We start from the raw sequence: 23,313 nt of genomic DNA, 5'->3' as shown, positions 1-23,313 counted from the left end.
TTTCGAAATCAGTTAGCGTTGCGATCCAGATTGACGACGCCAAGAGCCTTCAGCTTGCGATGCAGCGCCGAACGCTCCATGCCGATGAAGCTCGCGGTGCGCGAGACATTACCGCCGAAGCGGGTGATCTGTGCCAGCAGGTATTCGCGCTCGAACATCTCGCGCGCTTCGCGCAGCGGCAGCGCCATCACTTCCGTGGTGGTTTCCGGGCGCAGCGCCACCGGCGGCGTGGCGCCCAGATCGGCCGGCAGCATGTCGGCATGGATCATGCCCTTCTGCTCGGCCGGCAACATGATCAGCAGCCGCGCCACGGCATTGCGCAGTTCGCGCACATTGCCGGGCCATTCCGCCGACTGCATGGCCAGCAGCGCATCTTCCGCCAGCTCACGCGGCGGCACGCCCTGGCGCTGCGCCTCGACCTGAGTGAAATGCCGGACCAGCAGCGGGATATCCTCGCGGCGGTCGCGCAGGGCCGGCACTTTCAGCGGCACGACATTCAGGCGATGGAACAGATCCTGCCGGAACTGGCCCTGCCCCACCCGCGCGGTCAGGTCATGGGCCGTGCCCGACACGATACGCACATCGACCTGCACGCGGGTGCGGCCGCCAACGCGCTCGAAACTCTGTTCGGTCAACACGCGCAGCAGCTTGGCCTGCGCCTCGCCCGACATTTCGGCGACCTCGTCCAGGAACAGCGTGCCGCCATGGGCCTCTTCCAGCACGCCGATCTTGTGCTGCCGCTGGCCGTTCACCTGCTCCTCGATGCCGAACAACTCCTGCTCGAGGCGGTCTGGCGTCACGGTGGCAACATTGAAGACCACGAAAGCGGCCCCGGCCCGGCGCGAACGCTGGTGCAGCTGGCGGGCGATCATTTCCTTGCCGGCGCCCGGGGGACCGGAGATCAGCACGCGGCTGTTGGTCGGCGCCACGCGGTCGACAGCCTGGCGCAGTGCCGTGATTGCCGGCGATGCGCCGATCAGGTCGATTGCCGTGCCCGAGCGCTGGCGCAGGTCAAGATTCTCGCGCTTCAGCCGTGCCTGTTCCAGCGCACGCTCGACCAGCAGCAGCAGCCGGTCGCTCTTGAACGGCTTCTCGATATAGTCATAGGCCCCGCGCTTGATGGCGGAAACCGCGGTTTCGATATTGCCATGGCCGGAGATCATCACCACCGGCACGGTGCTGTGATCGCGGATGATGCGATCGAGAATCTCCAGGCCGTCCAGCTTGCTGCCCTGCAGCCAGATATCCAGGATCACCGCATTGGGCCGGCGTGCCTCGATCTCGCGCAGGGCGCCATCTGAATCACCGGCCATGCGTACTTCATAGCCTTCATCCTGCAGGATGCCGCCGACCAGATTGCGGATATCCGCCTCGTCATCAACAATAAGAATGTCACGCGCCATGACGATCCGAACCCAACAATCTGCGTAGCGTTTCCTGGCTCTTCAGCGGCCCGCCATTCTGACCGGCGCCATCGGCCTCTGCGGTATCGCCGATAATGACGCCCGGCAGCCTGATGCGCGCCAAGCTACCATTTTTGGCCGCCGGATCAAACAGGGCGGCATCGCTGAGCGAAATGGTGCCGCCATGCTCCTCGATGATCTTCTTGACGATGGCGAGGCCCAGGCCCGTGCCCTTGGTGCGCGTGGTGACATAGGGCTCGAACAGTCGGTCGCGGTTTTCGCTGGGCAGGCCGCGGCCATTGTCCATCACCGTGATATCGGCCGCCGTCTCATTGATCCGCAAACCGATTGAAATATGGCCCTGCGGCATTGTCACGCCAGCCGGCCGTTCGCGGCCATCGATCGCGTCGACGGCATTCTGCAGGATATTGGTCAGCACCTGCGCCACCTGCCGCGCATCACAGTTGATGCGCACCGGCGTGACCGGCAGATCGGTCTCGAAGCGGATATCGGGTCGCGCCACCTGCTGCAGGAAGACGCCCTGGCGCACCAGCTGTCCCAGGTCTTCCTCGCGATAGACCGGACGCGGCATGCGGGCGAAGGTGGAGAACTCATCAACCATGCGGCCGATATCGCCAACCTGACGGATGATGGTGTCGGTGCACTGGGCAAAGATCTCCGGATCGGTCTGCACTTCCTTCATGTATTTGCGCTTGAGCCGCTCGGCCGACAGCTGGATCGGCGTCAGCGGATTCTTGATTTCATGGGCGATGCGGCGGGCGATATCAGCCCAGGCCGCATTGCGCTGCGCCGCCACCAGTTCGCTGACATCGTCAAAGGTGACGACATAGCCCAGCAGCTCGTTGCCGGTGACCTCGCGGGCAATACGCACCAGCAGCGTGCGGGCGCCATCGGCACGCTGCACCACCACCTGGCCGCGCTCGACCGCCTCGGCCGGGCGATCGCTCAACTGCTGGAACAGCTCGGCCATCTCGGGCGCGGCCTCAGCAAAGGGACGGCCCACCATGTCATCGAAGCTCTTCTGCAGCATCGCCTGGGCCGACGGATTGGGCAGCGTCACCAGTCCCTGCGGATCGACGCCGATCACGCCGGCCGAAACGCCCGCCAGCACGGTTTCGGTGAAACGGCGTCGTTCATCGAGCTGGCGATTGGCCGCGATCAGTTCGGACTGCTGGGCGGCAAGCTGGCTGGTCATGCGGTTGAAGGTGCGGCCCAGCGTCGCCAGCTCGTCATCATCGGCGCGTTCAGTGACGCGCGCGGTCAGGTCGCCGCTGCGGATGCGCTCGGCCGCCGTCACCACTTCGCCGATCGGCGCGATCAGGCGGTTGGCGATCAGCAGACCGAACCAGATCGCGGCCAGCAACAGCAGCAGCGACACCAGCATGAACAGGATGGCGAAATTGATCTCCAGCGCCGAACGCGCCTGTTCCAGCCGGCTGTACTGGATCGCCGCGTTGCGGGCGCGCTCCAGATCGCTCAGCACCTTCGCATCGAGGAAGCGGCCGACATAGAGATAGGCATCCAGATAGCCATCCAGCCGCACCAGGGCGCGCACCCGGTCATCGGTCTCGGCCGTGATGATGACCACCTGGCCTTCATTGGCATCCTGGATCGCCCGCGTCGGGATACGGTCGAACTCCATCAGCAGGCTGAGCTCGTTGCGCGCCAGCAGCTCGCCGGTGGAGGTGAAGACAATAGCCTCGCCCAGGCCGCGCAGGCGCGAGAGCTGGCGCACCGCCTGCTGGAAGGCGAAGGGATTGCGGGTCAGGCGCGGCGCTTCGCGATTGAGGTCGACCGCCATGGCCAGCACATCGGCGCGGATGGTCTTGCGATGCTCCTGGATGTAGGCTTCGGCCACCGCGACCGAAGCCGTCACGGCTGTGTTCACGCGCTCGCTGAACCAGGTCTGCAGGCCGAGATTGAAGAACAGCACGGCAAACACCGTCATCATTACGGTGGGCAGCGCCGTAACCGCGGCGAACATCATCACCATGCGGGCATGCAGCCGCGAGCCGGCGACGCCACGCCGGCGCTGCATCCACAGCACCACCAGGCGGCGGGCAACCAGGCTGGTCAGGCTGAGCAGCACGATCAGGTCGCTGAGCAGCAGGACCTGCACCTCGCGCGGCGTCAGGTCGCGGTTGGCGCCCGGCGTCATCGCCAGATAGGTCAGGGTGCCGGCCACCACGGCGGCGACCGCCAGGGTGATTTCCAGATGCCGGATCAGGTTATGGCGCCGGAACCAGTCCTGGGCGCGCCGCCACAGCCGTACGCCCGGGGCAACGGGAGTTTCCGGGATCGTATCGTCGGTCATGGGGCGTGAATCGGTGCTGAGCCGGCCATCGGCCGATCATAGCTCAGCCGGCCCTCCGGGGCACCCCTCGGGGGCCGCCCGATTGGCCGGTCAAAGCCGGCCGGCCGGCCGCGCGCCGCAGTCTACTTCAGACCCCGGATGACCTGGATATTATGGTCGCGGATCTTTTTGCGCAGCGTGTTGCGGTTCAGGCCCAGCATATGCGCGGCCTTGATCTGGTTGCCGCGCGTGGCCGCCAGGCTGAGCGAGATCAGCGGGATTTCCAGCTCGCGCAGCATGCGGTCATACAGGCCGGGCGGCGGCAGATCGTCACCCTGGGCGGAGAAATACTTGGTCAGGTGCCGCTCGATGGCGCCGGTCAGCGTCTCTTCTTCGCTCGGCTCGGCGCTGCGCGGCGCCTGCGGCGGTTCGGCCAGCTCGTTGTCGATCACTTCGACGCCGATGACGTCATCGGCATACAGGGCCGCGAGGCGGCGCACCAGGTTTTCCAGTTCGCGCACGTTGCCCGGCCAGCGGTAGCGGCGCAGACGGTCCATCGCTTCGGAGGACACGGTCTTGAGCGGCAGGCCCTGCACGGATGCCTGGTTGAGGAAGTGGCGGACAAGGTCCTGGATATCGTCGCTGCGTTCGCGCAGCGGCGGCAGACGCAACGGCACGACATTCAGACGATAGAACAGATCTTCGCGGAACAGACCCTGGTTCACGGCCTGGCGCAGATCGCGATTGGTGGCGGCGACAATCCGCACGTCGGTACGGATCGGCGTGCGGCCGCCGACGGTGGTGTATTCGCCCTGCTGCAGGACGCGCAACAGACGCGTCTGCGCCTCGATCGGCATGTCGCCGATCTCGTCGAGAAACAGCGTGCCGCCTTCAGCCTGCTCGAAGCGGCCCGCATAGCGGCTGGCGGCGCCGGTGAAGGCGCCCTTCTCATGGCCGAACAGCTCGCTTTCGATCAGTTCGCGCGGAATGGCGGCCATGTTCAGCGCAACGAACGGTCCGTTGCGACGCTTGCCGTAATCGTGCAGCGCGCGCGCCACCAGCTCCTTGCCGGTGCCGGACTCGCCATAGATCAGCACGGTGAGATCCGTACCCATCAGACGCGCCATCACGCGGTAGATTTCCTGCATCGCCGGCGAGCGGCCGATCAGCGGCAGCTTTTCCTCGTCGGCGGCCTGCTCCTCGGCTTCCGACGGCATCGCCTTGGGCTGGCTCAGCGCACGTTCGACGACGCGCAGCAGTTCTTTCAGGTCAAACGGCTTGGGCAGGTAGTCATAGGCACCGCGTTCGGCGGCCTTGACGGCGGTGAGCAGCGTCTTCTGCGCGCTCATCACGATGATCGGCAGTTCCGGGCGGATACGCTTGATGCGCGGCAGCAGGTCCAGGCCATTCTCGTCGGGCATCACCACATCGGTGATGATCAGTTCACCCTCGCCTTCCGATGCCCAGCGCCACAAGGTTGCGGCATTGCCGGTCGAGCGCACCTGGTAGCCGACGCGGCCGAGCGCCTGATCCAGCACGGTGCGGATCGAGCGATCGTCGTCGGCGACGAGAATGGTGCCCTTATTACTCATTCTAACTCTCCGGATTCATCCGTCGCCGAGGTATGGACCGGCAGGCGGGCACTAAAGATGGTACGGCGGGGGCGACTGTCACACTCGATAACGCCCCCGTGATCGCCAATGATCTTGGCAACCAATGCAAGACCGAGGCCAGAGCCGCTGGCCTTGGTTGTCACGAACGGATCGAACAGATGGAGGCGGATATCCTCGGGCACGCCGGGACCGTTATCCTGCACCGTCACTTCCAGCGGCAAATGCAACCTGTCGCGCGAGCCGCGCACCGCGAGTCGCACGCCATGCCTGTAGGCCGTGGTCAGCACGATTTCGCCACCCGGATCGTCACCGATGGCTTCTGCTGCATTCTTCACCAGATTCAGGAAGATCTGGACCAGCTGGTCGCGGCTGCCATTCACCGGCGGCAGCGACGGATCGTAGCGCTCGACGAAACGCAGGTGCTTGGCAAAGCCAGCTTGGGCCACCTTGCGCACATGCTCCAGGACCTGGTGAATGTTCACCGGTCCGCGGTCGATGCGCTTGTCGGAAAAGACTTCCATGCTGTCGACCAGCGCGCAGATGCGGTCGGTCTCGTCGCAGATCAGACGGGTCAGCTCGCGGTCGGCCTGACTGCAATTGGCTTCCAGCAACTGCGCCGCGCCGCGAATGCCACTGAGCGGATTTTTCACTTCATGGGCAAGGATGGCGGCCATGCCAGTCACCGAACGCACCGCGCCGCGATGGGTCAGGGCGCGATCGATCTTGGCCGCCATGGTGCGCTCGTCGAAGCGCACGATCACATGATCCTCGGCTTCGGGCACCGGCGAAACCTGTACGTCGACCAGGCGCTCGCCCAGACGTGGCGAACCGAGATCGACATCGTATTCCGCCACGCTGTAGCGCTCGCGGAATACCTGAGCAAACAACTGCAGCACCGGGCTGCCGAAGGGCACGAGATCGCGCAGATTCTGGCGGCACAACACGGCGGCGCCGGAATCGAAGAACTGTTCGGCCGCCGGATTCACATAGGCGATATCGCCCTGCCGGCCGACGACGAGGATGGGATTGGGAATGGCGCCCAGGACCTGGGCCGCATCGATGCTGCTCATTTCAATTTCTATATTGTCAGCTGGCTGCATCAAGCCGCCATCCGGTCGAGCTGCGGCGCATAGAAATCGCGAATGGCCTGGCGCACCTGGCCCGGCTCCTCGATTTGCATGATGCGCGTGCGGAACTCGGCCGAACCCGGCAGACCCTTGGAATACCAGGCCACATGCTTGCGGCCGATCTTCACGCCGGTCTGCACGCCGTAATGCTCCAGCATGGCGTCATAATGTTCCAGCACGATGGCTTCCTGCTCATCCAGTGCCGGATCGGGCAGACGCACGCCGGTCTTCAGGAATTCGATGACCTGGCGCAGGAACCACGGGCGGCCATAGGCGCCGCGACCGATCATCACGCCATCGGCACCCGACTGCTCCAGCGCATCCTTCGCTTCATCCAGCGTGGTGATGTCGCCATTCACGATGACAGGCAGCGACACGGCTTCCTTCACCTTGCGCACGAAGCCCCAGTCGGCACGGCCATTGTAAAGCTGGTTGCGTGTGCGGCCATGGACGGTGAGCATCTTGATGCCTTCACCCTCGGCGATGCGCGCCAGTTCCGGCGCATTGCGATTGGCGTCGTCCCAGCCGGTGCGCATCTTCAGCGTGACGGGCAGCCTGACGGCCCTCACGGTGGCCGTGAGCAGGGTTTTCGCATGATCCAGATCGCGCATCAGCGCCGAGCCGGCATGGCCGTTGACCACCTTCTTCACCGGGCAGCCCATGTTGATATCGATCAGGGCAGCGCCGCCATCTTCATTGAGCTTCGCGGCCTCGGCCATCACATGGCCCTCGCAGCCGGCAAGCTGCACCGACATCGGGAATTCTTCCGGCAGGTTCTGCGCCATCTTCAGCGACTGACGCGAGCTGCGCACCATGGCTTCCGAGGCGATCATTTCAGACACGACCAGACCGGCGCCGCTGCGCTTCACAAGACGGCGAAATGGCAAGTCCGTGACACCTGACATGGGAGCCAGGATGACGGGTTCTGCGATAGAGACGGGACCGACGTTTATGCTCATTTTTTACACAATTCCCTGGAATGCCCAGTTGTTGGTCACGATAAAGGCTTTCCTACTGCGCTGCAACATACTTCCGCAGTCGGATCATATCCGGCTCTGCCGCCCGGCCTTTGCCTGATCCGGCAGCCTCGGGTAGGTTGCCGGATATGGAAAACGCCGCGCTGATCGTCGCGGCCGGTCGCGGCAGCCGCGCCGGCGGAGAAATACCTAAACAATACCAGATGCTTGGTGGAAAATCTCTGCTGCGGCACAGCATCGAGATATTCCTGCGCCACGGGGCAATAGCACGGGTCGTGGTCGTGATCCACCCCGATGATTCCGCCGCTTATGCCGCCGCGATACAAGGCCTGGAAAATGAGCGACGCCTGGGCCCGCCCTGCCTCGGCGGTGCCGCCCGGCAGGATAGCGTACGCCTGGGTCTTGAGGGTCTGGCTGTCGAAAAACCCGCTGCCGTGCTGATCCACGACGCAGCCCGCCCATTTTTACAGCACAAACACATCGATGCCCTGCTGAAAATGCTCAAACAAGCGCCAGGTGCCGTTCTTGCCATCCCGGTTGTCGATACCTTGAAACGCGACGACCAGGGCAAGGCCCGTAGCGGCGTTGAGCGCCAGGGTCTTTGGCGGGCCCAGACCCCGCAGGCCTTCCGCTTTCCCGATATCCTGACCGCCCATCGCCAGAGCGCCGGCCTGGCGCTGACCGACGACGCCGCCGTGGCCGAGCAGGCCGGGCTCGCCGTGCGGTTGGTGCCGGGCTCCGAGGAGAATTTCAAGGTGACCGAGCCCGAAGACTTCGCCCGCGCCGAGCGACAACTGATGATCCGGCGCAGCGACATCCGCACCGGCACCGGCTTCGACGTGCATGCCTTCAGCGACGAGCCCCACCGCAAGCTGACCATCGGCGGCATTGTCGTGCCGCATGATCGCGGCCTCGCCGGCCATTCCGATGCCGATGTAGCGCTGCATGCGCTGACCGATGCGATCCTCGGCGCTTTGGGCGATGGCGATATCGGCCAGCATTTCCCGCCATCCGACCCGCGCTGGAAGAATGCCGACAGCGCCGCCTTCCTGAAACATGCCGCCGATCTGGTGGCGCAACGCGATGGCATGATCGGCCATTGCGACATCACCATCATCTGCGAAGCGCCGAAGATCGGACCGCATCGCGAGGCGATGCGTCAGCGTATCGCCGCAATCATCGGCATCGGCCTCGACCGCGTCAGCGTGAAGGCAACGACAACAGAGCAGCTCGGATTCACCGGGCGGCGCGAAGGCATCGCGGCACAGGCCATCGCCACCATCCGGCTGCCGGGCTAGGACGCACAATCCCGCATGCTGTATTTCCTGCCCTTCATGATTTCCACCTTCTTCGGCGTCGGCAAGTTGCGTCCCGCCGCCGGCACCTGGGGCTCGGCGGCCGCCCTGCCCTTTGCCTGGGGCCTGCAGATGCTGGGTGGCCCATGGCTGCTGATCGCCGCCGCCGTGGCCGTTTCTGTTGTCGCACTCTGGGCGATCAGGCTCTTTCTTGTACGCTGGCCTGGCGACGATCCCGGCGAGATCGTGATCGATGAAGTCGCCGGCCAGTGGCTGACACTCGCCTTCGTGCCGCTCGATCTGTGGCATTATGCCGTCGGCTTCCTGGTCTTCCGCTTTTTCGACATCACGAAAATCTGGCCGGCCTCCTGGGCCGACCGCACGCTGAACGGTGCGCCGGGTGTGCTGGTCGACGATCTGTTCGCCGGCCTCTATGGCATGCTGGTGATGTTCGCGCTTTCCTACGTCTGGTGACCGCTATGGACGATACGCTGCTGCGCCTTGCCGAAGACCTGCTCGCCCGCTGCCGCGCCAAAGGCGCGATGCTGGCGACGGCGGAATCCTGCACTGGCGGTCTTATCGCTGCGACACTGACCGAGATCGCCGGCTCATCGGATGTGTTCGAGCGCGGCTATGTCACCTATTCCAACGAAGCCAAGACCTATGCCATCGGCGTACCGGCCGAGATCATCGCCGGCCATGGCGCCGTGTCGGAGCCGGTGGCACGCGCCATGGCGGAAGGTGCCTTGCGCAAGAGCAATGCCCATATCGCGATTGCCTGCACCGGCATTGCCGGGCCCGGTGGCGGTTCGCCCGCAAAGCCGGTGGGCCTGGTGCATATCGCCGTCGCTGGCCAGGGCCAGGAAACCATGCACCAGCGCATGACCTATGGCGAGATCGGCCGCAACGCCGTGCGCAGCGCCACGGTGGAAGACGCGCTGACGCTGGCTGGCGAGATGCTGGAACAGATGGCGGCGGCCGCCGAGAGCTAGAGCCCGGCCAGCCGTTTCACGTCTCCCGAGGCGGCAATCGTCCCGTCGCGCACGAGGCGTTCGTGATTCTGGTCGATATCGTCCAGGCGGTAGAGATAGTTCACCATCAGGCCGGCCGACTGCTTCATGCCGTTGCGCGAGCGGTCGCCCATCCAGTTCAGACGATGCACCTGGGAACCGTTGCTCAGGTGGAACCGCGCCACCGGATCGAGCGGTTTGCCCTTGTCGGTGCTCAGCAGATAGCGCGCAGCCAGCCGCGTCAGCACCGGCTTCAAGGCCTCGACCAGCGCGGCATTGTCGGCCCAGGCATGATCTTTCAGCAGCGCCGGCAGCATACCCTTGGAGAAGCGCTGCCCCAGGGCATGGCTCAGCTCTTCGCGCGCCTTGCTTTCGACCAGATCCGGCGTGCCTTCGGCCACCGCTTCTTCCAGCCATTTGCGAAAACCCGGGATCGGTGACAGCGTCGAGAACTGCTTCAGGTTCGGCAGGTCGCGCGTCAGGTCGTCGACCACGCGCTTAATCAGGAAGTTGCCAAACGAAATGCCGCGCAGGCCGACCTGGGTATTCGAGATCGAATAGAAGATCGCCGTATCGGCTTCGCGCGGGTCCAGCACCGGCGTGGCCTGATCGAGCAGCGCCTGCACATTGCCGGCAATGCCCTTGACCAGCGCGACCTCGACGAAGATCAGCGGCTCCAGCGGCATGCGCGGATGGAAGAAGGCATAGCAGCGCCGGTCGGCATCAAGCCGGTTGCGCAGGTCGTCCCAGCTTTCGATGGCATGCACGGCTTCATAGGCGATCAGCTTTTCCAGCAACGCCGCCGGGCTGTTCCAGCTGATGCGCTGCAGCTCCAGGAAGCCGATATCGAACCAGGCGACGCACAGGTCTTCCAGATCGGCATCGATGATCGCCAGTTCCGGCACTTCCTTGCGCAGACGCAGGGCATCGGCGCGCAGATCGACCAGGAATTTCACGCCCTGCGGCAAAGCCGTGAACTGGGTCAGCAGCCGCTGGCGCGGCGGCGTCAGCGCCATGCGCAGCTTGCGCTCCGCCTTGTGGCGGGCAATCGGCGCCTCGGCCTTCTGCAATTCGCGGATCGCGGTTTCCAGCGCCGCATCATCGGCAGCAAAATCGTTGGCCAGAACCTGCAGGAAGCTGCGCTTGCCGGCATCGTCGAGCGCCAGGTAGAGCCGGCCAAGAGCCGCTGCCCGCGCGCGCGCCGCCACCTCGCCGCCGCGCGCCTCCAGGCATTCGGCGAACAGGCCGCGCAGCCGTTCGACATCCTTGGCGTCCTTCAGGCCCTCGCGGACCAGATGGGCGGTCTCGTCGCCGCCGGCGATGCCGCGCCAGGCGCCGACCAGACTGCGCAGGCCACGCTCCAGCAGGGTGCCGGAAATCGACAGATTGGGAAGGGTTGGCAGGGCGACCATGCAGAACACTCCAGAAAAGGCTCAGGATAACGCCCGAACCGGGTCAGAGTGCCGTGATCGTAGCACCAGGCGCCAGGGATAATCCATTCTCGCCATAGAGCTGGCGCGCCCGCGTCTCGAAGGCGCCGACCATGCGCTTGACCGCTTCGTTGAACAGCAGCTCGATGGTTTTCTGCAGCAGCCTGGAGCGGAACTCGAAATCGACATAGAAGTCGATCTCGCAGCCGGTCGGGTGGGCCGAGAAGATCCAGTGGTTCTTCAGGTATTTGAACGGGCCGTCGGTATATTCCACATCGATCCGCCGGGCTTCGGGACTGAGCGTCACCCGGCTGGTGAAGCGTTCGCGGAATACCTTGAAGCCGATGATCAGGTCGGCCACCACGACGGTTTCGCTGCGCTCGCGGATACGCGCGCCGATGCACCAGGGCAGGAATTTCGGGTAATGCTCGATCCCGGCGACCAGCGCATAAAGCTGGTCGGGGCGATAGGGCAGGATGCGTTTTTCCGCGTGGGTGGGCACTAGACGGCTTTGGCGGCGAACTTGGCCTCGCGAGCCGCGCGCAGGCGGGCGAAATCGTCGCCGGCATGATGCGAGGAGCGGGTCAGCGGCGAGGCCGAGACCGTGAGGAAGCCCTTGGAATTGGCAATCGTCGCATAGGCGGCAAACTCGTCCGGCGTGACGAAGTGCTTCACTTCGGCATGCTTGCGGGTCGGCTGCAGATATTGCCCGATGGTAATAAAATCGACATCGGCGGCACGCATGTCGTCCATCACCTGCATGATCTCGATCTTTTCTTCACCAAGACCAACCATAAGCCCGGACTTGGTGAACATCTTCGGATCGAGTTCTTTCACCCGCGCCAGCAGCTGCAGCGAGGCGAAGTAGCGCGCGCCGGGACGGATGGTCGGGTAAAGCCGCGGCACGGTTTCCAGATTGTGGTTATACACATCGGGCCGTGCGGCCACGACCGCCTCGATGGCGCCGGGCTTGCGGATGAAATCGGGCGTCAGAATTTCGATGGTGGTGGTCGGCGAGGATTTGCGGATTTCCTCGATGGTGCGGACGAACTGCGACGCGCCGCCATCGGGCAGATCATCGCGGTCAACCGACGTAATGACAACATGATGCAGACCGAGCTTGCCCACGGCTTCGGCCACATGGGCCGGCTCATGGCGATCGACATCGCCGGGCTTGCCGGTGGCGACATTGCAGAAGGCGCAGGCGCGCGTGCAGACGGCGCCCAGGATCATCACGGTGGCATGCTTCTGCTTCCAGCATTCGCCCAGGTTCGGGCAGGCCGCTTCCTCGCAGACGGTGTTCAGGTTCAGCTCGCGCATCAGCCGGCGCGTCTCGGCCACCTCCGGCGAGGTCGGCGCCTTCACGCGAATCCAGTCCGGCTTGCGCAGCATCGGCGTGTCAGGCTTGTGGGCCTTCTCGGGATGGCGGACCGGGAGGGGATGAACGTTGATGACCACGGCAGTCTCTAATCCTGTTGGCGACCTCTGGGGCTGAGGTAGCGCAGGAGCAGTATACAGAAAAGCCCCTGCCCTCGCATCTGCCCGCAAAAGCCTAGAAATTCAGCGCCTTGCCATAGGCGTCCAGTACCGACTCATGCATCATTTCGCTGAGCGTCGGATGCGGGAAGATCGCGTGCATCAGCTCGACCTCGGTGGTCTCCAGGGTCTTGGCGATGCCGAAGCCCTGGATCAGCTCGGTGACTTCCGCGCCGATCATATGGGCGCCCAGCAGCTCGCCGGTCTTGGCGTCGAACACGGTCTTGACCAGGCCTTCCGGCTCGCCCAGCGCAATCGCCTTGCCGTTGGCGAGGAAGGGGTAGCGGCCGACCTTCACCGCATGGCCCTTGGCCTTGGCGGCGGCTTCCGTCAGGCCGACGCTGGCAACCTGCGGCGTGCAATAGGTGCAGCCCGGGATGTTGCTGACATTGAGCGGATGCACGTCCTTCTCGCCGGCGATCTTCTCGACGCAGATCACGCCCTCATGGCCGGCCTTGTGCGCCAGCCAGGGCGGACCGGTCAGGTCGCCGATGGCATAGATGCCCGGCTCCGCCGTCCGACTGTATTCATCCGTCACCACATGGGTCTTCTCGACCTTCACCTTGGTGGTCTCAAGTCCGATATTCTCGACATTGCCGACGATGCCGACAGCCAGGATCACGCGTTCGACGGTGATCTCGCTCTCCTTGCCGGCCTTGTCCTTCAGCACGGCGGTGACGGTGTCGCTGCCCTTCTTGAGCGCGGTGACCGTCGTGCCGAGATGAATCTTCATGCCCTGCTTCTCGAAAGCCTTCTTGGCCAGGCCGGAGATTTCCTCATCCTCGACCGGCAGCACGCGGTCCATCACTTCAACGACCGTGACCTCCGAGCCGAGCTGGCGGTAGAAGCTGGCGAATTCGATGCCGATGGCACCCGAGCCGATGACCAGCAGCGACTTCGGCAGCGCCGGCGGCACCATGGCTTCCTTGTAGGTCCAGACCAGCTTGCCGTCCGGCTCCAGGCCGGGCAGCGAACGCGCGCGTGCGCCGGTGGCGAGGATGATGTGCTTGGCGGTCAGGTCGGCGACGGCCTTGCCGTCCTTGCTCACCTTGACCTTACCGGGACCATTGAGCACGCCGACGCCGTCGAAGACGGTGATCTTGTGCTTCTTCATCAGGAACTTCACGCCATTGGACAGTTGCGCCGCCACTTTACGCGACCGCTCCACCACCTTGGCGGTGTCGATGGTGACCTTGCCCTCGACCTTGAAGCCATAGGCTTCGGCATGCTTGATGTTGGTGTAAATCTCGGCCGAACGCAGCAGCGCCTTGGTCGGGATGCAGCCCCAGTTCAGGCAGATGCCGCCCAGATGCTCGCGCTCGATGATCGCGGTCTTCATGCCGAGCTGGGCGCCACGGATGGCGGTGGTGTAGCCGCCCGGGCCGCTGCCGACCACGATCAGATCGAAACTGGTATCAGCCATGCTGGCCTCCTTAAATCAAACTGACCGCGTAATGCCGCCGTCGACGCGGATATTCTGTCCGGTGATGTAGCTCGCCTGCTCCGACAGCAGGAAGGACACCGTATCGCTGATCTCGCGCACCGTGCCGTAACGTTTCATCGGGATGCGGGCGATGCGCTCGTCCTTCGATGGCAGGCTGTCGATAAAGCCGGGCAGCACATTGTTCATGCGGATGCCCTGCGCCGCATACTGGTCGGCATAGACCTTGGAGAAGGCCGCCACCGCCGCGCGCACCGGACCCGAGATGGGGAAATCGCTTTCCGGCTCGAAAGTGGCATAGGTCAGCAGATTGACGAAGGCGCCACTGCCCTGCTTGAGCATCACCGGCGTCACCAGCCGCACCATGCGGATGACGGCCAGATGCACCAGCTCGAAACCGGTGGTCCAGGCGGCATCGTCCAGGTCGAGCAGCTTGCCCTTGGGCGGATGGCCGGTGTTGTTCACCACCGCATCGATGCGGCCGTACTTATCCAGCGTCAGGTCGACCAGCGCCTTGACGTCGTCTGCCTTGGCATTGGAGCCGGCCGTGCCGACGCCGCCGAGCGATTCGGCAAGTGTCTTGGCCGCACCCGAGGGCGACATGGCGGCAACGCGATAGCCATCGGCCGCCAGCTTTTTCAGAATCCCCGCACCCATGCCCTTGCCGGCACCGGTGACGATGGCAACCTTTGCTTCAGCCATCGTCAATGCCTCACAGCAGCATGGTCAGCGGGTCATCGATGAAGCCCTTGAAGGCCTGCAGGAACTGCGCGCCCACGGCGCCGTCCACGGCGCGATGATCGACCGACAGCGTGCAGGTCATGATGGTGGCCGGCACGATCTGGCCATTCTTCACGATTGGGCGCTGTTCGCCGGCACCGATGGCGAGGATGCAGCCCTGCGGCGGGTTGATCACCGCTTCGAACTGCTTCACGCCAAACATGCCGAGATTCGAGATCGAGAAGGTGCCGCCCTGGAATTCCTCCGGCTTCAGCTTGCCGTCCCGCGCCCGTGCAGCGAGATCTTTCATCTCGGTGGCAATCTGGGTCAGGCCCTTGCCTTCGGCCTGCTTGATGATCGGCGTGATCAGGCCGTTCGGGGTGGCCACGGCGACCGAGATATCGGCATGCTCGTAATACATCATGCCGCTGTCATCGAAGCTGGCATTGGCGGTCGGGACCTTCTTCAGCGCCAGCGCCACCGCGCGGATGACGAAGTCGTTGACGCTGATCTTGGCGTCGGTCTTGTCGTTCAGCCGCTTGCGAAGCGACAGCAGCTCGTCGATCTCGGTGTCGATGGTCAGGTAGAAATGCGGCACGGTCTGCTTGGACTCGGTCAGGCGGCGCGCGATGGTCTTGCGCATCCCTGACAGCGGCTCCAGCTTGTAGGGCATCTTGAGCAGGTCGGCGAGCTGGCGCGCGCCCGGGCCGCTGGCCACCGGCGCAGCCTTGCCGGCAGCAGTCGGAGCCGCAGCGCCTGCCTTGGCGCCCGCGGGCGCCTTCTCGATATCGGCCTTGACGATACGGCCATGCGGACCGCTGCCCGACACGGCCTTGAGGTCGATACCGGCCTGTTCGGCCATGCGGCGCGCCAGCGGCGAGGCGAAGACGCGATCACCGGACTTGACCGGCGCGGCGGTCGGAGCAGCGGCCGGCTTCGGCGCCGCTTCGGTTTTCGGCACTTCGGCTTTCTTCTCTTCCGGCTTCGCGGCAGGCTTGGCAACCGGCTTCGCATCCGAGGCGCTTTCGCCCTCTTCCAGCAGCACGGCAATCGGCGTGTTCACGGCCACGCCCTCGGTGCCCTCGGCCACCAGGATCTTGCCGATCTTGCCTTCATCGACAGCTTCGAATTCCATCGTCGCCTTGTCGGTCTCGATCTCGGCGATGATGTCGCCGGACTTGACCGCGTCGCCTTCCTTCTTGTGCCACTTCGCCAGCTTGCCCTCGGTCATCGTGGGCGAGAGCGCCGGCATCAGGATTTCGATCGGCATCCTTCAGGCCCTCCCTTACTTGCGGTAGCAGACGGCTTTCGCCGCCGCGACGATTTCCGGCACCGTGACCAGCGCCAGCTTTTCCAGGTTGGCGGCATAGGGCATCGGCACGTCCTTGCCATGCACGCGCACCACCGGCGCATCCAGGTAATCGAAGGCCTCTTCCATGATGACGGCCGCGATCTCAGACCCGATGCCGGACTGCGGGAAGCCTTCCTCGATGGTGACGAGGCGGTTGGTCTTCTTGACAGATTCGACAATGGTGGCGCGGTCCATCGGACGGATGGTGCGCAGGTCGATCACTTCGGCGTCGATGCCCTCTTCGGCCAGCTTTTCGGCCGCCGCCAGCGCATGGCCGACCGCAATCGAATAGCCCACCAGCGTCACATCCTTGCCCTTGCGGGCAATGCGCGCCTTGCCGATCGGCACGATGTAATCGTCCAGCTTCGGCACCTCGAAGCTGCGGCCATAGAGGATTTCGTTCTCCAGGAAGATCACCGGATTGGGATCGCGGATCGCCGCCTTGATCAGGCCCTTGAAATCGGCAGCGCTGTAGGGCGCCACCACCTTGAGACCCGGAATATGCGAATACCAGGCAGCGTAATCCTGGCTGTGCTGGGCGGCGACGCGCGCCGCCGCGCCGTTCGGACCACGGAAGACAATCGAGCTGCCCATCTGGCCGCCCGACATATAGAGCGTCTTGGCCGCCGAATTGACGATCTGGTCGATGGCCTGCATCGAGAAATTGAACGTCATGAATTCGACGATCGGCTTCAGGCCGTAGAAGGACGCGCCGACACCCAGGCCGGCAAAGCCCTGCTCGGTGATCGGCGTATCGATCACGCGGTCGGGGCCGAACTCGTCCAGCATGCCCTGGCTGATCTTGTAGGCGCCCTGGTACTGGGCGACTTCCTCGCCCATCAGGAAGACCTTCGGGTCGCGGCGCATCTCTTCCGACATGCCTTCGCGGATCGCCTCGCGCACGGTCATGCTGACGAACTGCGTGCCTTCGGGAATGGCCGGGTCCTTCAGCTCGGGTGCCGGAGTCTTGGCCGCGGTGACGGCAGACTCGACAGCCTTCTCTTCCTTGGGGGCTTCGGCCTTCGCAGCCGGCGCTTCCGCCTTCTTTGCCGGCGCCGCACCGGCCGCCTCGCCTTCGCCGCGCAAAGACGCGATCGGCGTGTTCACGGCGACGCCCTCGGTGCCTTCGGCGACCAGGATCTTCTCCAGCACGCCCTCGTCGACGGCTTCGAATTCCATCGTCGCCTTGTCGGTCTCGATCTCGGCGATGATATCGCCGGCCTTGACCTCTTCGCCTTCGCGCTTATGCCATTTGGCCAGCTTGCCTTCGGTCATCGTGGGCGACAGGGCAGGCATCAGAATCTCAATGGACATCGTTAAATCCTCCTGCCCGCTTCACGCTTCGACATAGACGTCGGTCCACAGCTCCGACGCATCGGGCTCGGGACTGCTCTGCGCGAAATCGGCAGACTTCTGCACGATGTCCTTGACCTCTTTGTCGATGGCCTTCAGCGCATCCTCGTCGGTCATCTTGTTGTTCAGCAGCAGCGCCCGCACCTGGTCGATCGGATCGTGCTCCGAGCGCATCTTGCTCACTTCGTCCTTCGAGCGGTATTTCGCCGGATCGGACATCGAATGGCCGCGATAACGGTAGGTCATCATTTCCAGGATGACCGGGCCCTTGCCGGCGCGGCAATGGGCGACGGCTTCCTCGCCGGCTTCCTTCACGGCCGTTACGCTCATGCCATCAACCTGACGGCCGGCGATGCCGAAGCTTTCGCCGCGCTTGTACAGCGCCGGCTGGGCCGAAGAGCGGGCCACCGAGGTGCCCATCGCATACTGGTTGTTCTCGATCACATAGATGACCGGCAGCTTCCACAGCTCGGCCATATTGAAGCTCTCGTAGACCTGGCCCTGATTGGACGAGCCGTCGCCGAAGTAGCAGAAGGTCACATTGTCGGTCTTGTTGTACTTCTGGGCGAAGGCCAGACCGGTGCCCAGCGGCACCTGGGCGCCGACGATGCCGTGGCCGCCATAGAAATGCTTCTCGCGGCTAAACATGTGCATCGAGCCGCCCTTGCCCTTGGAATAGCCGCCGGCGCGCCCGGTGAGTTCGGCCATCACGCCGTTCGGGTCCATGCCGGTGGCCAGCATATGGCCGTGATCCCGGTAGGAGGTGATGACGGCATCGCCGAGTTTGGCGCAGGCCTGCAGGCCGACGACCACCGCTTCCTGGCCGATATAGAGGTGGCAGAAGCCACCGATCAGGCCCATGCCGTAGAGCTGGCCGGCTTTTTCCTCAAAGCGGCGGATCAGCAGCATGTCGCGGTAATAGTTGAGCAGGTCCTTGGCAGGCGGCAGTTTGCCACCCTTGGCCGCATCCGCGGCCTTGCCCGGTTTCGCCATCGTTTCTCTCCCGACTGAAGCTCAGACGGCCCCTTTTACGCAGGGGCATTGGCCGGTACCGTAACACCGGCCGGGAGCGAAGATGACGGCTAAATTCAGTTAAAACAACGGCTTTTGGCTGATTAACTTGATTTCAGTTAATCAGCGCAATTCCGTTACCGGAAAGGGCCGTTTCAGCGTCCGAGAATTACCAGCTCGCCCGGGCGCAGCAGGCCCAGAACCCGTTTGCCCTGCTCGTCCAGCATGTCGGCATCCAGCTTGTCGGTGCGCAGCAGGGCAACCCGGCGCTCGATGGTCTTGCGCTCGGCCGTCACCTCGGCCAGCGCCGCCCTGGTGTCCTGGATCTGCAGGGTCAGCCGCGTATAGGCGTTGATGCCATGTTCGCCTTCCATCGCGTGGTAGGCGAAGTAACCAATGGCGGCAAAACAGATAACCGGCACAATGGCCGCCAGCGAATGGCGGCGTATTTCACGAACAGCGCTCATGATTCGAATCGAATCATATCCGAGTCGCCGGGTCAAACCTTTTCCGAGTCGAACTCAAGATTCTCACACAAGAATCAACAGATTAGGCTGAATTCCGGATCTTGGCCCCGAACTGCCTTCCCCGCTGCCGGGCAGAAGGTTATGCTGCGGTTATGCGCAAATCGAAAATGATCCGTCTGGCCCTGCTGGGCACCGTGGGTTTGGTCGGCCTCGCCGGCTGCGACAACAGCGACGATCCGCTGGCCGGTCATGACGTGCTGCGCGACCAGAAAGAATGCGCGACCAAGCCCGATCCCGATGGCTGCCGCACCGCCCTGGCTGACGCCCGGGCACAGCATCTGCAGACCGCGCCCCGCTTCACCACGCGCGAGGAGTGCGAGGCGCAGTTCGGCCTCAGCAACTGCGGCACCCCCAATCAGGTGCTGGCCGGCGGCAACGACGCCTTCTCGGCCGCCACCCCGGCCGGCGACCTCACCAATAGCACGTCCGGGCAGCCGGCGCCGCTGAACCAGCAGACGCAGCAGGCCAGTTCTGGCGGCATCTTCATGCCCATGCTGATGGGCTACATGATCGGCCGCACGCTGGGCGGCGGGTTCGGCGCCCAGCCGCTGTATCGCGATCCGTCCAACACCGCCTATTCCGGCGGCAAGCCGCTCGGCCAGCTCAGCGCCAACCGCTTCCCCGATGCGCCGGCGGCTTCGCCGAACTCTGTGTCGCGCGGCGGCTTCGGCCGCACCGGCAGCGCCATCTCCTCCTCCGCCGGCTCCTAACACCGATGGAGCGGCTGACGGTCGAGCCGCGCCCCGACTGGCGCGAGCGGGCCGAGAAGATCGGCTTCGAATTCCATACGATCAACGGCGAGCCCTACTGGTGCGAGGACGCCGCCTATCGCTTCACCGCGGCCGAGGTCGATGTGATCGACGATGCGGCCCAGCGGCTGGAGGATATGAGCCTCGAACTGCTCGATGGCATCATCGCCAGGGGCGACTACAGTGCGTTCGGGATTTCGGATCGCGCCTGCAGCCTGGTCGAGGACAGCTGGCGCCGCCAGGACAAGAATCTCTACGGCCGCTTCGACTTCGCCTGGTGCGGCACCAAACCTCCCAAGCTGCTCGAATACAATGCCGACACGCCGACCGCGCTCTATGAAGCCAGCGTCGTGCAGTGGGAATGGCTCGACAGCTACTGCAACCACTGCGACCAGTTCAACGGCATCCACGAGACCCTGATCGAGGCCTGGAAGCATTTCGGCCTCTGGGGCCATCGCGTGCATTTCACCTGCGTGCGCGACCATGCCGAAGACCTCGGCACCACCGAGTATCTGCGCGATACCGCCGTGCAGGCTGGGCTCGACACCGACCGACTGTTCATCGACGAGATCGGCTGGACCGGCAAGCGCTTCGTCGACCTCGCCGCCAAGCCGATCACCACGCTGTTCAAGCTCTACCCTTGGGAATGGCTGCTGCAGGAAGATTTTTCCGCCAACATCCAACCCAGCGGCGTCAAGATGATCGAGCCGGCCTGGAAGATGCTGCTCTCCACCAAGGCGATCCTGCCGCTGCTGTGGCAGGCGCATCCCGAGCATGAGAACCTGCTGCCGGCCAGCTTCGATGCGGCCGACATCAAGGGGCCGCGCATTGCAAAACCCTTCTGGGGCCGCGAGGGCGGCGGCATCACGCAGTATGACGCGGCCGGCCAGATCGTGGCGCAGACGCCGGCCAGCGGCGATCCGGCGCCCGAGAAGCTCGTGTATCAGCAGGCCATCGAGATGCCGGCATTCGACGGCTTCTATCCGGTGCTCGGCGTCTGGGTGATCGCCTCGCGCGCCTGCGGGCTCGGCATCCGCGAAGACAAGAGTCCGATCACCCGCAACACCAGCCGCTTCGTGCCGCATCTGTTTGAGTGAGAGAGATCATGACCGTCAGCCGCTACCTGATCACCCTGCCCGACTTCGCGCTCTACTTCGTCAGCGCGGTGCTCCTGCTCGCCCTGTTCCTGGCGATCTACACGCGCCTGACGCCACAGCATGAATGGACGCTGATCCGTCAGGGTAACACGGCGGCGGCCATCTCGCTGGGCGGCGCCCTGCTCGGCTTCGTGCTGCCGCTGGGCAGCGTGATCGTCGGTTCGCTCAGCCTGATCGACATGCTGGTCTGGGGCGCGGTGGCGCTGATCGTGCAGGTTCTGGTGTTCAGTGTACTGCGTTTGCTTCTGCCCAACCTGCCGGCCCGCATTACCAACAACGAGATGGCCGCCGGCACCATATCGGCAGTATTCTCGGTCGGCATCGGTGTGCTTAACGCCGCATGCATGACGTACTGAGGGGGAAAGCAATGAAAGCGATTGTCTGGATTCTGAAAGTCTTCGGCGTGCTTTATGTCGTCATCGCCCTGTTCAATCAGTTCAGCTACCTGATCGAGTCTCCGGCCCAGATGATGAGTACGGTATCGGGCATGCTCTCGGCCATTCTGCACGGTGTCGGCGCCATCGCGCTCGGCATTCTGCTGGAGCGTCACACCGCCAGCTGATCGGCCGGTCAGCGGCACCGCACCAGGCGGCGGTCGCTTTCGATGGTCTCGTCGAAAGCGACCAGCCGCGTCGGCGTGTAATCCAGGATCATCAGCGCCAGTTCGCGGTCGGGCTCGTCCTCGTCGATCAGGATGATGCGGTCGCGGCCGAGGCGGTATTTGCCCTCGCGGGTCTCGCGTTCGTCCAGGGTCGAATGGAACTTGCCATCGGCGCTGAATTCCAGCACCTCGTCCTCGCAGCGGCTCTGGCTCACCGCCCATTTGCCGACGATATTCATCGACTGGGCAAAAGAGTCCGCCGCCGCGCCGGCAATGCACAGCGCGGCGGCGAGTGCGATGATGATTACCCCCCGGCTCATCATCGACTGTCTGCTTAGCGGCCCTTGAGGGCCGAGAGGCCCGGATAGAAGGCTGCGCTGTCGAGCTGCTGCTCGATGCGGATCAGTTGGTTGTACTTGGCCATGCGGTCCGAACGGGCCAGCGAGCCGGTCTTGATCTGGCCGCAGTTGGTGGCGACCGCGAGATCGGCAATGGTGCTGTCCTCGGTTTCGCCCGAGCGATGCGACATCACGGCGCGATAGCCGTTCTTGTGCGCGAGCTCGACGGCTTCCAGCGTCTCCGACAGCGTGCCGATCTGGTTGACCTTCACGAGAATGGCGTTGCCGACACCCTGCTTGATGCCATCGGCCAGCCGCTTGGGGTTGGTGACGAACAGATCGTCGCCGACGAGCTGGCACTTGGCGCCGATCACGTCGGTCAGTTCCTTCCAGCCCTTCCAGTCGTCTTCGGCCATGCCGTCCTCGATCGAGACGATCGGATAGTCGCCGACCAGCTTGGCCCAGTATTTCACCATGTCAGACGGCGACAGCTTCAGGTTCTCGCCGTCGAGATGATACTGGCCGTCCTTGAAGAATTCGGTGCTGGCGGCATCCAGCGCGATCATCACGTCCTTGCCGGCCTTGTAACCGGCTGCCTCGATGGCCTGCATGATGAAGTCGAGCGCGCCGCGCGTGCTCGGCAGGTTCGGCGCGAAGCCGCCCTCGTCGCCCACATTGGTGTTGTGGCCGGCATCCTTCAGCTTCTTCTTCAGCGTATGGAACACCTCGGCACCCATGCGCACGGCATCGGCGATGCTCTCGGCCGCCACCGGCATGATCATGAATTCCTGCACGTCGATGGGATTGTCGGCATGAGCGCCGCCGTTGATGATGTTCATCATCGGCACCGGCAGCACATGGGCCGCAGCCCCGCCCACATAGCGATACAGCGGCAGATCGGCTTCGGCCGCCGCCGCCTTGGCCACGGCCATCGAGACGCCCAGAATGGCGTTGGCGCCGAGACGCGCCTTGTTCGGCGTGCCATCGAGGTCGATCATGGTACGGTCGATGCGCAGCTGCTCGCTGGCCTCGAAGCCGGCCAGCGCGTCATAGAGTTCGGTATTCACGGCTTCGACGGCCTTGAGCACGCCCTTGCCCAGGTAGCGCTTCTTGTCGCCGTCGCGCAGTTCGACGGCCTCATGGGCACCGGTTGAGGCGCCCGACGGCACGGCAGCGCGACCGAAAGCGCCGGATTCCAGCACGACGTCCACTTCCACAGTCGGGTTGCCACGGCTGTCGAGAATTTCGCGCGCCAGGATATCGGTGATGCCGCTCATGTCAGGGGGTCCTCTTAAGGGCCGGAAGGCAGGAAAAAGGTGGTCGCATGGATAGCCCGGCAGGGCGGTTCCGGCAAGGCCCG

Annotated in this window: 23 protein-coding genes; 7 read left to right on the top strand and 16 right to left on the bottom strand. The window is 64.2% G+C overall.

Annotation, left to right across the window (positions count from 1 at the left end; translation table 11 throughout):
• Positions 1–8: 8 nt before the first annotated feature.
• The 5 genes from ntrX to dusB form a co-directional block, all read right to left on the bottom strand.
• Entirely contained in the window at positions 9–1,403 is a 1,395-nt protein-coding gene (gene ntrX, locus AC1ROB_RS12490) for a nitrogen assimilation response regulator NtrX (protein ID WP_492970840.1), read from the bottom strand.
• Positions 1,393–3,738, bottom strand: a complete 2,346-nt coding sequence (locus AC1ROB_RS12485) for a sensor histidine kinase NtrY-like (RefSeq protein ID WP_492970841.1) — start codon at positions 3,736–3,738, stop codon at positions 1,393–1,395. The genes ntrX and AC1ROB_RS12485 overlap by 11 nt, the downstream gene beginning before the upstream one ends.
• A gap of 122 nt (positions 3,739–3,860) precedes the next feature.
• A complete protein-coding gene (gene ntrC / locus AC1ROB_RS12480) occupies positions 3,861–5,309 on the bottom strand; it encodes a nitrogen regulation protein NR(I) (RefSeq protein ID WP_492970842.1) in 1,449 nt (482 codons plus the stop codon).
• Positions 5,306–6,400 carry a two-component system sensor histidine kinase NtrB gene (locus AC1ROB_RS12475; RefSeq protein ID WP_492970843.1) on the bottom strand — a complete coding sequence of 365 codons (1,095 nt, stop codon included), beginning with the start codon at positions 6,398–6,400 and terminating at the stop codon, positions 5,306–5,308. Before AC1ROB_RS12475 ends, ntrC begins: the two co-directional genes overlap by 4 nt.
• A 29-nt stretch (positions 6,401–6,429) precedes the next feature.
• A complete protein-coding gene (gene dusB, locus AC1ROB_RS12470) occupies positions 6,430–7,416 on the bottom strand; it encodes a tRNA dihydrouridine synthase DusB (RefSeq protein WP_492970844.1) in 987 nt (328 codons plus the stop codon).
• Positions 7,417–7,562: 146 nt separating this feature from the next.
• Between dusB and AC1ROB_RS12465 the strand changes: the two genes are divergently transcribed.
• Genes AC1ROB_RS12465 through AC1ROB_RS12455 form a run of 3 tightly spaced genes read left to right on the top strand, consistent with a single transcriptional unit; the run spans position 7,563 to position 9,721 of the window.
• Positions 7,563–8,732, top strand: coding sequence for a bifunctional 2-C-methyl-D-erythritol 4-phosphate cytidylyltransferase/2-C-methyl-D-erythritol 2,4-cyclodiphosphate synthase (locus AC1ROB_RS12465; RefSeq protein WP_492970845.1), 1,170 nt, complete (start codon positions 7,563–7,565; stop codon positions 8,730–8,732).
• Between the two features lie 15 nt (positions 8,733–8,747).
• A complete protein-coding gene (locus tag AC1ROB_RS12460) occupies positions 8,748–9,203 on the top strand; it encodes a phosphatidylglycerophosphatase A family protein (protein WP_492970846.1) in 456 nt (151 codons plus the stop codon).
• Between the two features lie 5 nt (positions 9,204–9,208).
• Positions 9,209–9,721 (top strand): CinA family protein, encoded by a 513-nt coding sequence (locus AC1ROB_RS12455; protein ID WP_492970847.1) that lies wholly within the window; start codon positions 9,209–9,211, stop codon positions 9,719–9,721.
• On the opposite strand, the gene AC1ROB_RS12450 is transcribed toward AC1ROB_RS12455, so the two are convergent.
• From AC1ROB_RS12450 to AC1ROB_RS12410, 9 genes are all read right to left on the bottom strand, one after another.
• Entirely contained in the window at positions 9,718–11,151 is a 1,434-nt protein-coding gene (locus AC1ROB_RS12450; RefSeq protein ID WP_492970848.1) for a malonyl-CoA decarboxylase, read from the bottom strand. The genes AC1ROB_RS12455 and AC1ROB_RS12450 overlap by 4 nt on opposite strands.
• Positions 11,152–11,194: 43 nt before the next feature.
• Positions 11,195–11,671 (bottom strand): type II toxin-antitoxin system RatA family toxin, encoded by a 477-nt coding sequence (locus AC1ROB_RS12445; protein WP_492970849.1) that lies wholly within the window; start codon positions 11,669–11,671, stop codon positions 11,195–11,197.
• Positions 11,671–12,627, bottom strand: a complete 957-nt coding sequence (gene lipA / locus AC1ROB_RS12440; protein WP_492970850.1) for a lipoyl synthase — start codon at positions 12,625–12,627, stop codon at positions 11,671–11,673. Before lipA ends, AC1ROB_RS12445 begins: the two co-directional genes overlap by 1 nt.
• A 94-nt stretch (positions 12,628–12,721) precedes the next feature.
• Positions 12,722–14,128, bottom strand: coding sequence for a dihydrolipoyl dehydrogenase (gene lpdA / locus AC1ROB_RS12435; protein ID WP_492970851.1), 1,407 nt, complete (start codon positions 14,126–14,128; stop codon positions 12,722–12,724).
• A 15-nt stretch (positions 14,129–14,143) separates the two neighbouring features.
• Positions 14,144–14,848, bottom strand: a complete 705-nt coding sequence (locus AC1ROB_RS12430) for an SDR family oxidoreductase (protein WP_492970852.1) — start codon at positions 14,846–14,848, stop codon at positions 14,144–14,146.
• Positions 14,849–14,858: 10 nt separating this feature from the next.
• The gene (locus AC1ROB_RS12425; protein WP_492970853.1) at positions 14,859–16,136 is read right to left on the bottom strand and encodes a pyruvate dehydrogenase complex dihydrolipoamide acetyltransferase; all 1,278 of its coding nucleotides are present in this window, start codon (positions 16,134–16,136) and stop codon (positions 14,859–14,861) included.
• A gap of 15 nt (positions 16,137–16,151) precedes the next feature.
• The gene (locus AC1ROB_RS12420) at positions 16,152–17,531 is read right to left on the bottom strand and encodes a pyruvate dehydrogenase complex E1 component subunit beta (RefSeq protein WP_492970854.1); all 1,380 of its coding nucleotides are present in this window, start codon (positions 17,529–17,531) and stop codon (positions 16,152–16,154) included.
• A 21-nt stretch (positions 17,532–17,552) separates the two neighbouring features.
• Positions 17,553–18,563, bottom strand: a complete 1,011-nt coding sequence (gene pdhA, locus AC1ROB_RS12415; RefSeq protein ID WP_492970855.1) for a pyruvate dehydrogenase (acetyl-transferring) E1 component subunit alpha — start codon at positions 18,561–18,563, stop codon at positions 17,553–17,555.
• 173 nt (positions 18,564–18,736) lie between these two features.
• Positions 18,737–19,048, bottom strand: coding sequence for an FtsB family cell division protein (locus tag AC1ROB_RS12410; RefSeq protein ID WP_492970856.1), 312 nt, complete (start codon positions 19,046–19,048; stop codon positions 18,737–18,739).
• A gap of 152 nt (positions 19,049–19,200) precedes the next feature.
• On the opposite strand from AC1ROB_RS12410, the gene AC1ROB_RS12405 reads away from it, so the two are divergent.
• The 4 genes from AC1ROB_RS12405 to AC1ROB_RS12390 are packed head-to-tail and all read left to right on the top strand — an operon-like array spanning position 19,201 to position 21,576.
• On the top strand, positions 19,201–19,818 hold the full coding sequence (locus AC1ROB_RS12405; RefSeq protein ID WP_492970857.1) for a DUF1190 domain-containing protein: 618 nt from the start codon (positions 19,201–19,203) through the stop codon (positions 19,816–19,818).
• A 5-nt stretch (positions 19,819–19,823) separates the two neighbouring features.
• Positions 19,824–20,954, top strand: a complete 1,131-nt coding sequence (locus tag AC1ROB_RS12400) for a glutathionylspermidine synthase family protein (RefSeq protein ID WP_492970858.1) — start codon at positions 19,824–19,826, stop codon at positions 20,952–20,954.
• Positions 20,955–20,962: 8 nt separating this feature from the next.
• Positions 20,963–21,370 (top strand): DUF350 domain-containing protein, encoded by a 408-nt coding sequence (locus AC1ROB_RS12395; protein ID WP_492970859.1) that lies wholly within the window; start codon positions 20,963–20,965, stop codon positions 21,368–21,370.
• Positions 21,371–21,381: 11 nt separating this feature from the next.
• Positions 21,382–21,576, top strand: coding sequence for a hypothetical protein (locus tag AC1ROB_RS12390; protein ID WP_492970860.1), 195 nt, complete (start codon positions 21,382–21,384; stop codon positions 21,574–21,576).
• Positions 21,577–21,584: 8 nt separating this feature from the next.
• Here the strand turns inward: AC1ROB_RS12390 and AC1ROB_RS12385 are convergent, their stop codons facing one another.
• Together AC1ROB_RS12385 and eno are read right to left on the bottom strand one after the other, a co-directional pair.
• The gene (locus AC1ROB_RS12385; protein ID WP_492970861.1) at positions 21,585–21,938 is read right to left on the bottom strand and encodes a hypothetical protein; all 354 of its coding nucleotides are present in this window, start codon (positions 21,936–21,938) and stop codon (positions 21,585–21,587) included.
• Between the two features lie 11 nt (positions 21,939–21,949).
• Positions 21,950–23,230, bottom strand: coding sequence for a phosphopyruvate hydratase (gene eno / locus AC1ROB_RS12380; RefSeq protein WP_492970862.1), 1,281 nt, complete (start codon positions 23,228–23,230; stop codon positions 21,950–21,952).
• Positions 23,231–23,313 lie beyond the last annotated feature (83 nt).

It is taken from the genome of Ferrovibrio sp. GW821-FHT12F09 (assembly GCF_058806775.1).
Note: the sequence above shows the minus strand (reverse complement) of the source record. Positions and strands in the feature narration are given on the sequence as shown.

Bases quoted from the DNA above. Each gene is read 5' to 3' on its own strand.
- ntrX (WP_492970840.1), bottom strand. From the start codon at position 1,403: ATGGCGCGTGACATTCTTATTGTTGATGACGAGGCGGATATCCGCAAT.
- AC1ROB_RS12485 (WP_492970841.1), bottom strand. From the start codon at position 3,738: ATGACCGACGATACGATCCCGGAAACTCCCGTTGCCCCGGGCGTACGG.
- ntrC (WP_492970842.1), bottom strand. From the start codon at position 5,309: ATGAGTAATAAGGGCACCATTCTCGTCGCCGACGACGATCGCTCGATC.
- AC1ROB_RS12475 (WP_492970843.1), bottom strand. From the start codon at position 6,400: ATGAGCAGCATCGATGCGGCCCAGGTCCTGGGCGCCATTCCCAATCCC.
- dusB (WP_492970844.1), bottom strand. From the start codon at position 7,416: ATGAGCATAAACGTCGGTCCCGTCTCTATCGCAGAACCCGTCATCCTG.
- AC1ROB_RS12465 (WP_492970845.1), top strand. From the start codon at position 7,563: ATGGAAAACGCCGCGCTGATCGTCGCGGCCGGTCGCGGCAGCCGCGCC.
- AC1ROB_RS12460 (WP_492970846.1), top strand. From the start codon at position 8,748: ATGCTGTATTTCCTGCCCTTCATGATTTCCACCTTCTTCGGCGTCGGC.
- AC1ROB_RS12455 (WP_492970847.1), top strand. From the start codon at position 9,209: ATGGACGATACGCTGCTGCGCCTTGCCGAAGACCTGCTCGCCCGCTGC.
- AC1ROB_RS12450 (WP_492970848.1), bottom strand. From the start codon at position 11,151: ATGGTCGCCCTGCCAACCCTTCCCAATCTGTCGATTTCCGGCACCCTG.
- lpdA (WP_492970851.1), bottom strand. From the start codon at position 14,128: ATGGCTGATACCAGTTTCGATCTGATCGTGGTCGGCAGCGGCCCGGGC.
- AC1ROB_RS12430 (WP_492970852.1), bottom strand. From the start codon at position 14,848: ATGGCTGAAGCAAAGGTTGCCATCGTCACCGGTGCCGGCAAGGGCATG.
- AC1ROB_RS12425 (WP_492970853.1), bottom strand. From the start codon at position 16,136: ATGCCGATCGAAATCCTGATGCCGGCGCTCTCGCCCACGATGACCGAG.
- AC1ROB_RS12420 (WP_492970854.1), bottom strand. From the start codon at position 17,531: ATGTCCATTGAGATTCTGATGCCTGCCCTGTCGCCCACGATGACCGAA.
- pdhA (WP_492970855.1), bottom strand. From the start codon at position 18,563: ATGGCGAAACCGGGCAAGGCCGCGGATGCGGCCAAGGGTGGCAAACTG.
- AC1ROB_RS12410 (WP_492970856.1), bottom strand. From the start codon at position 19,048: ATGAGCGCTGTTCGTGAAATACGCCGCCATTCGCTGGCGGCCATTGTG.
- AC1ROB_RS12405 (WP_492970857.1), top strand. From the start codon at position 19,201: ATGCGCAAATCGAAAATGATCCGTCTGGCCCTGCTGGGCACCGTGGGT.
- AC1ROB_RS12400 (WP_492970858.1), top strand. From the start codon at position 19,824: ATGGAGCGGCTGACGGTCGAGCCGCGCCCCGACTGGCGCGAGCGGGCC.
- AC1ROB_RS12395 (WP_492970859.1), top strand. From the start codon at position 20,963: ATGACCGTCAGCCGCTACCTGATCACCCTGCCCGACTTCGCGCTCTAC.
- AC1ROB_RS12390 (WP_492970860.1), top strand. From the start codon at position 21,382: ATGAAAGCGATTGTCTGGATTCTGAAAGTCTTCGGCGTGCTTTATGTC.
- AC1ROB_RS12385 (WP_492970861.1), bottom strand. From the start codon at position 21,938: ATGATGAGCCGGGGGGTAATCATCATCGCACTCGCCGCCGCGCTGTGC.
- eno (WP_492970862.1), bottom strand. From the start codon at position 23,230: ATGAGCGGCATCACCGATATCCTGGCGCGCGAAATTCTCGACAGCCGT.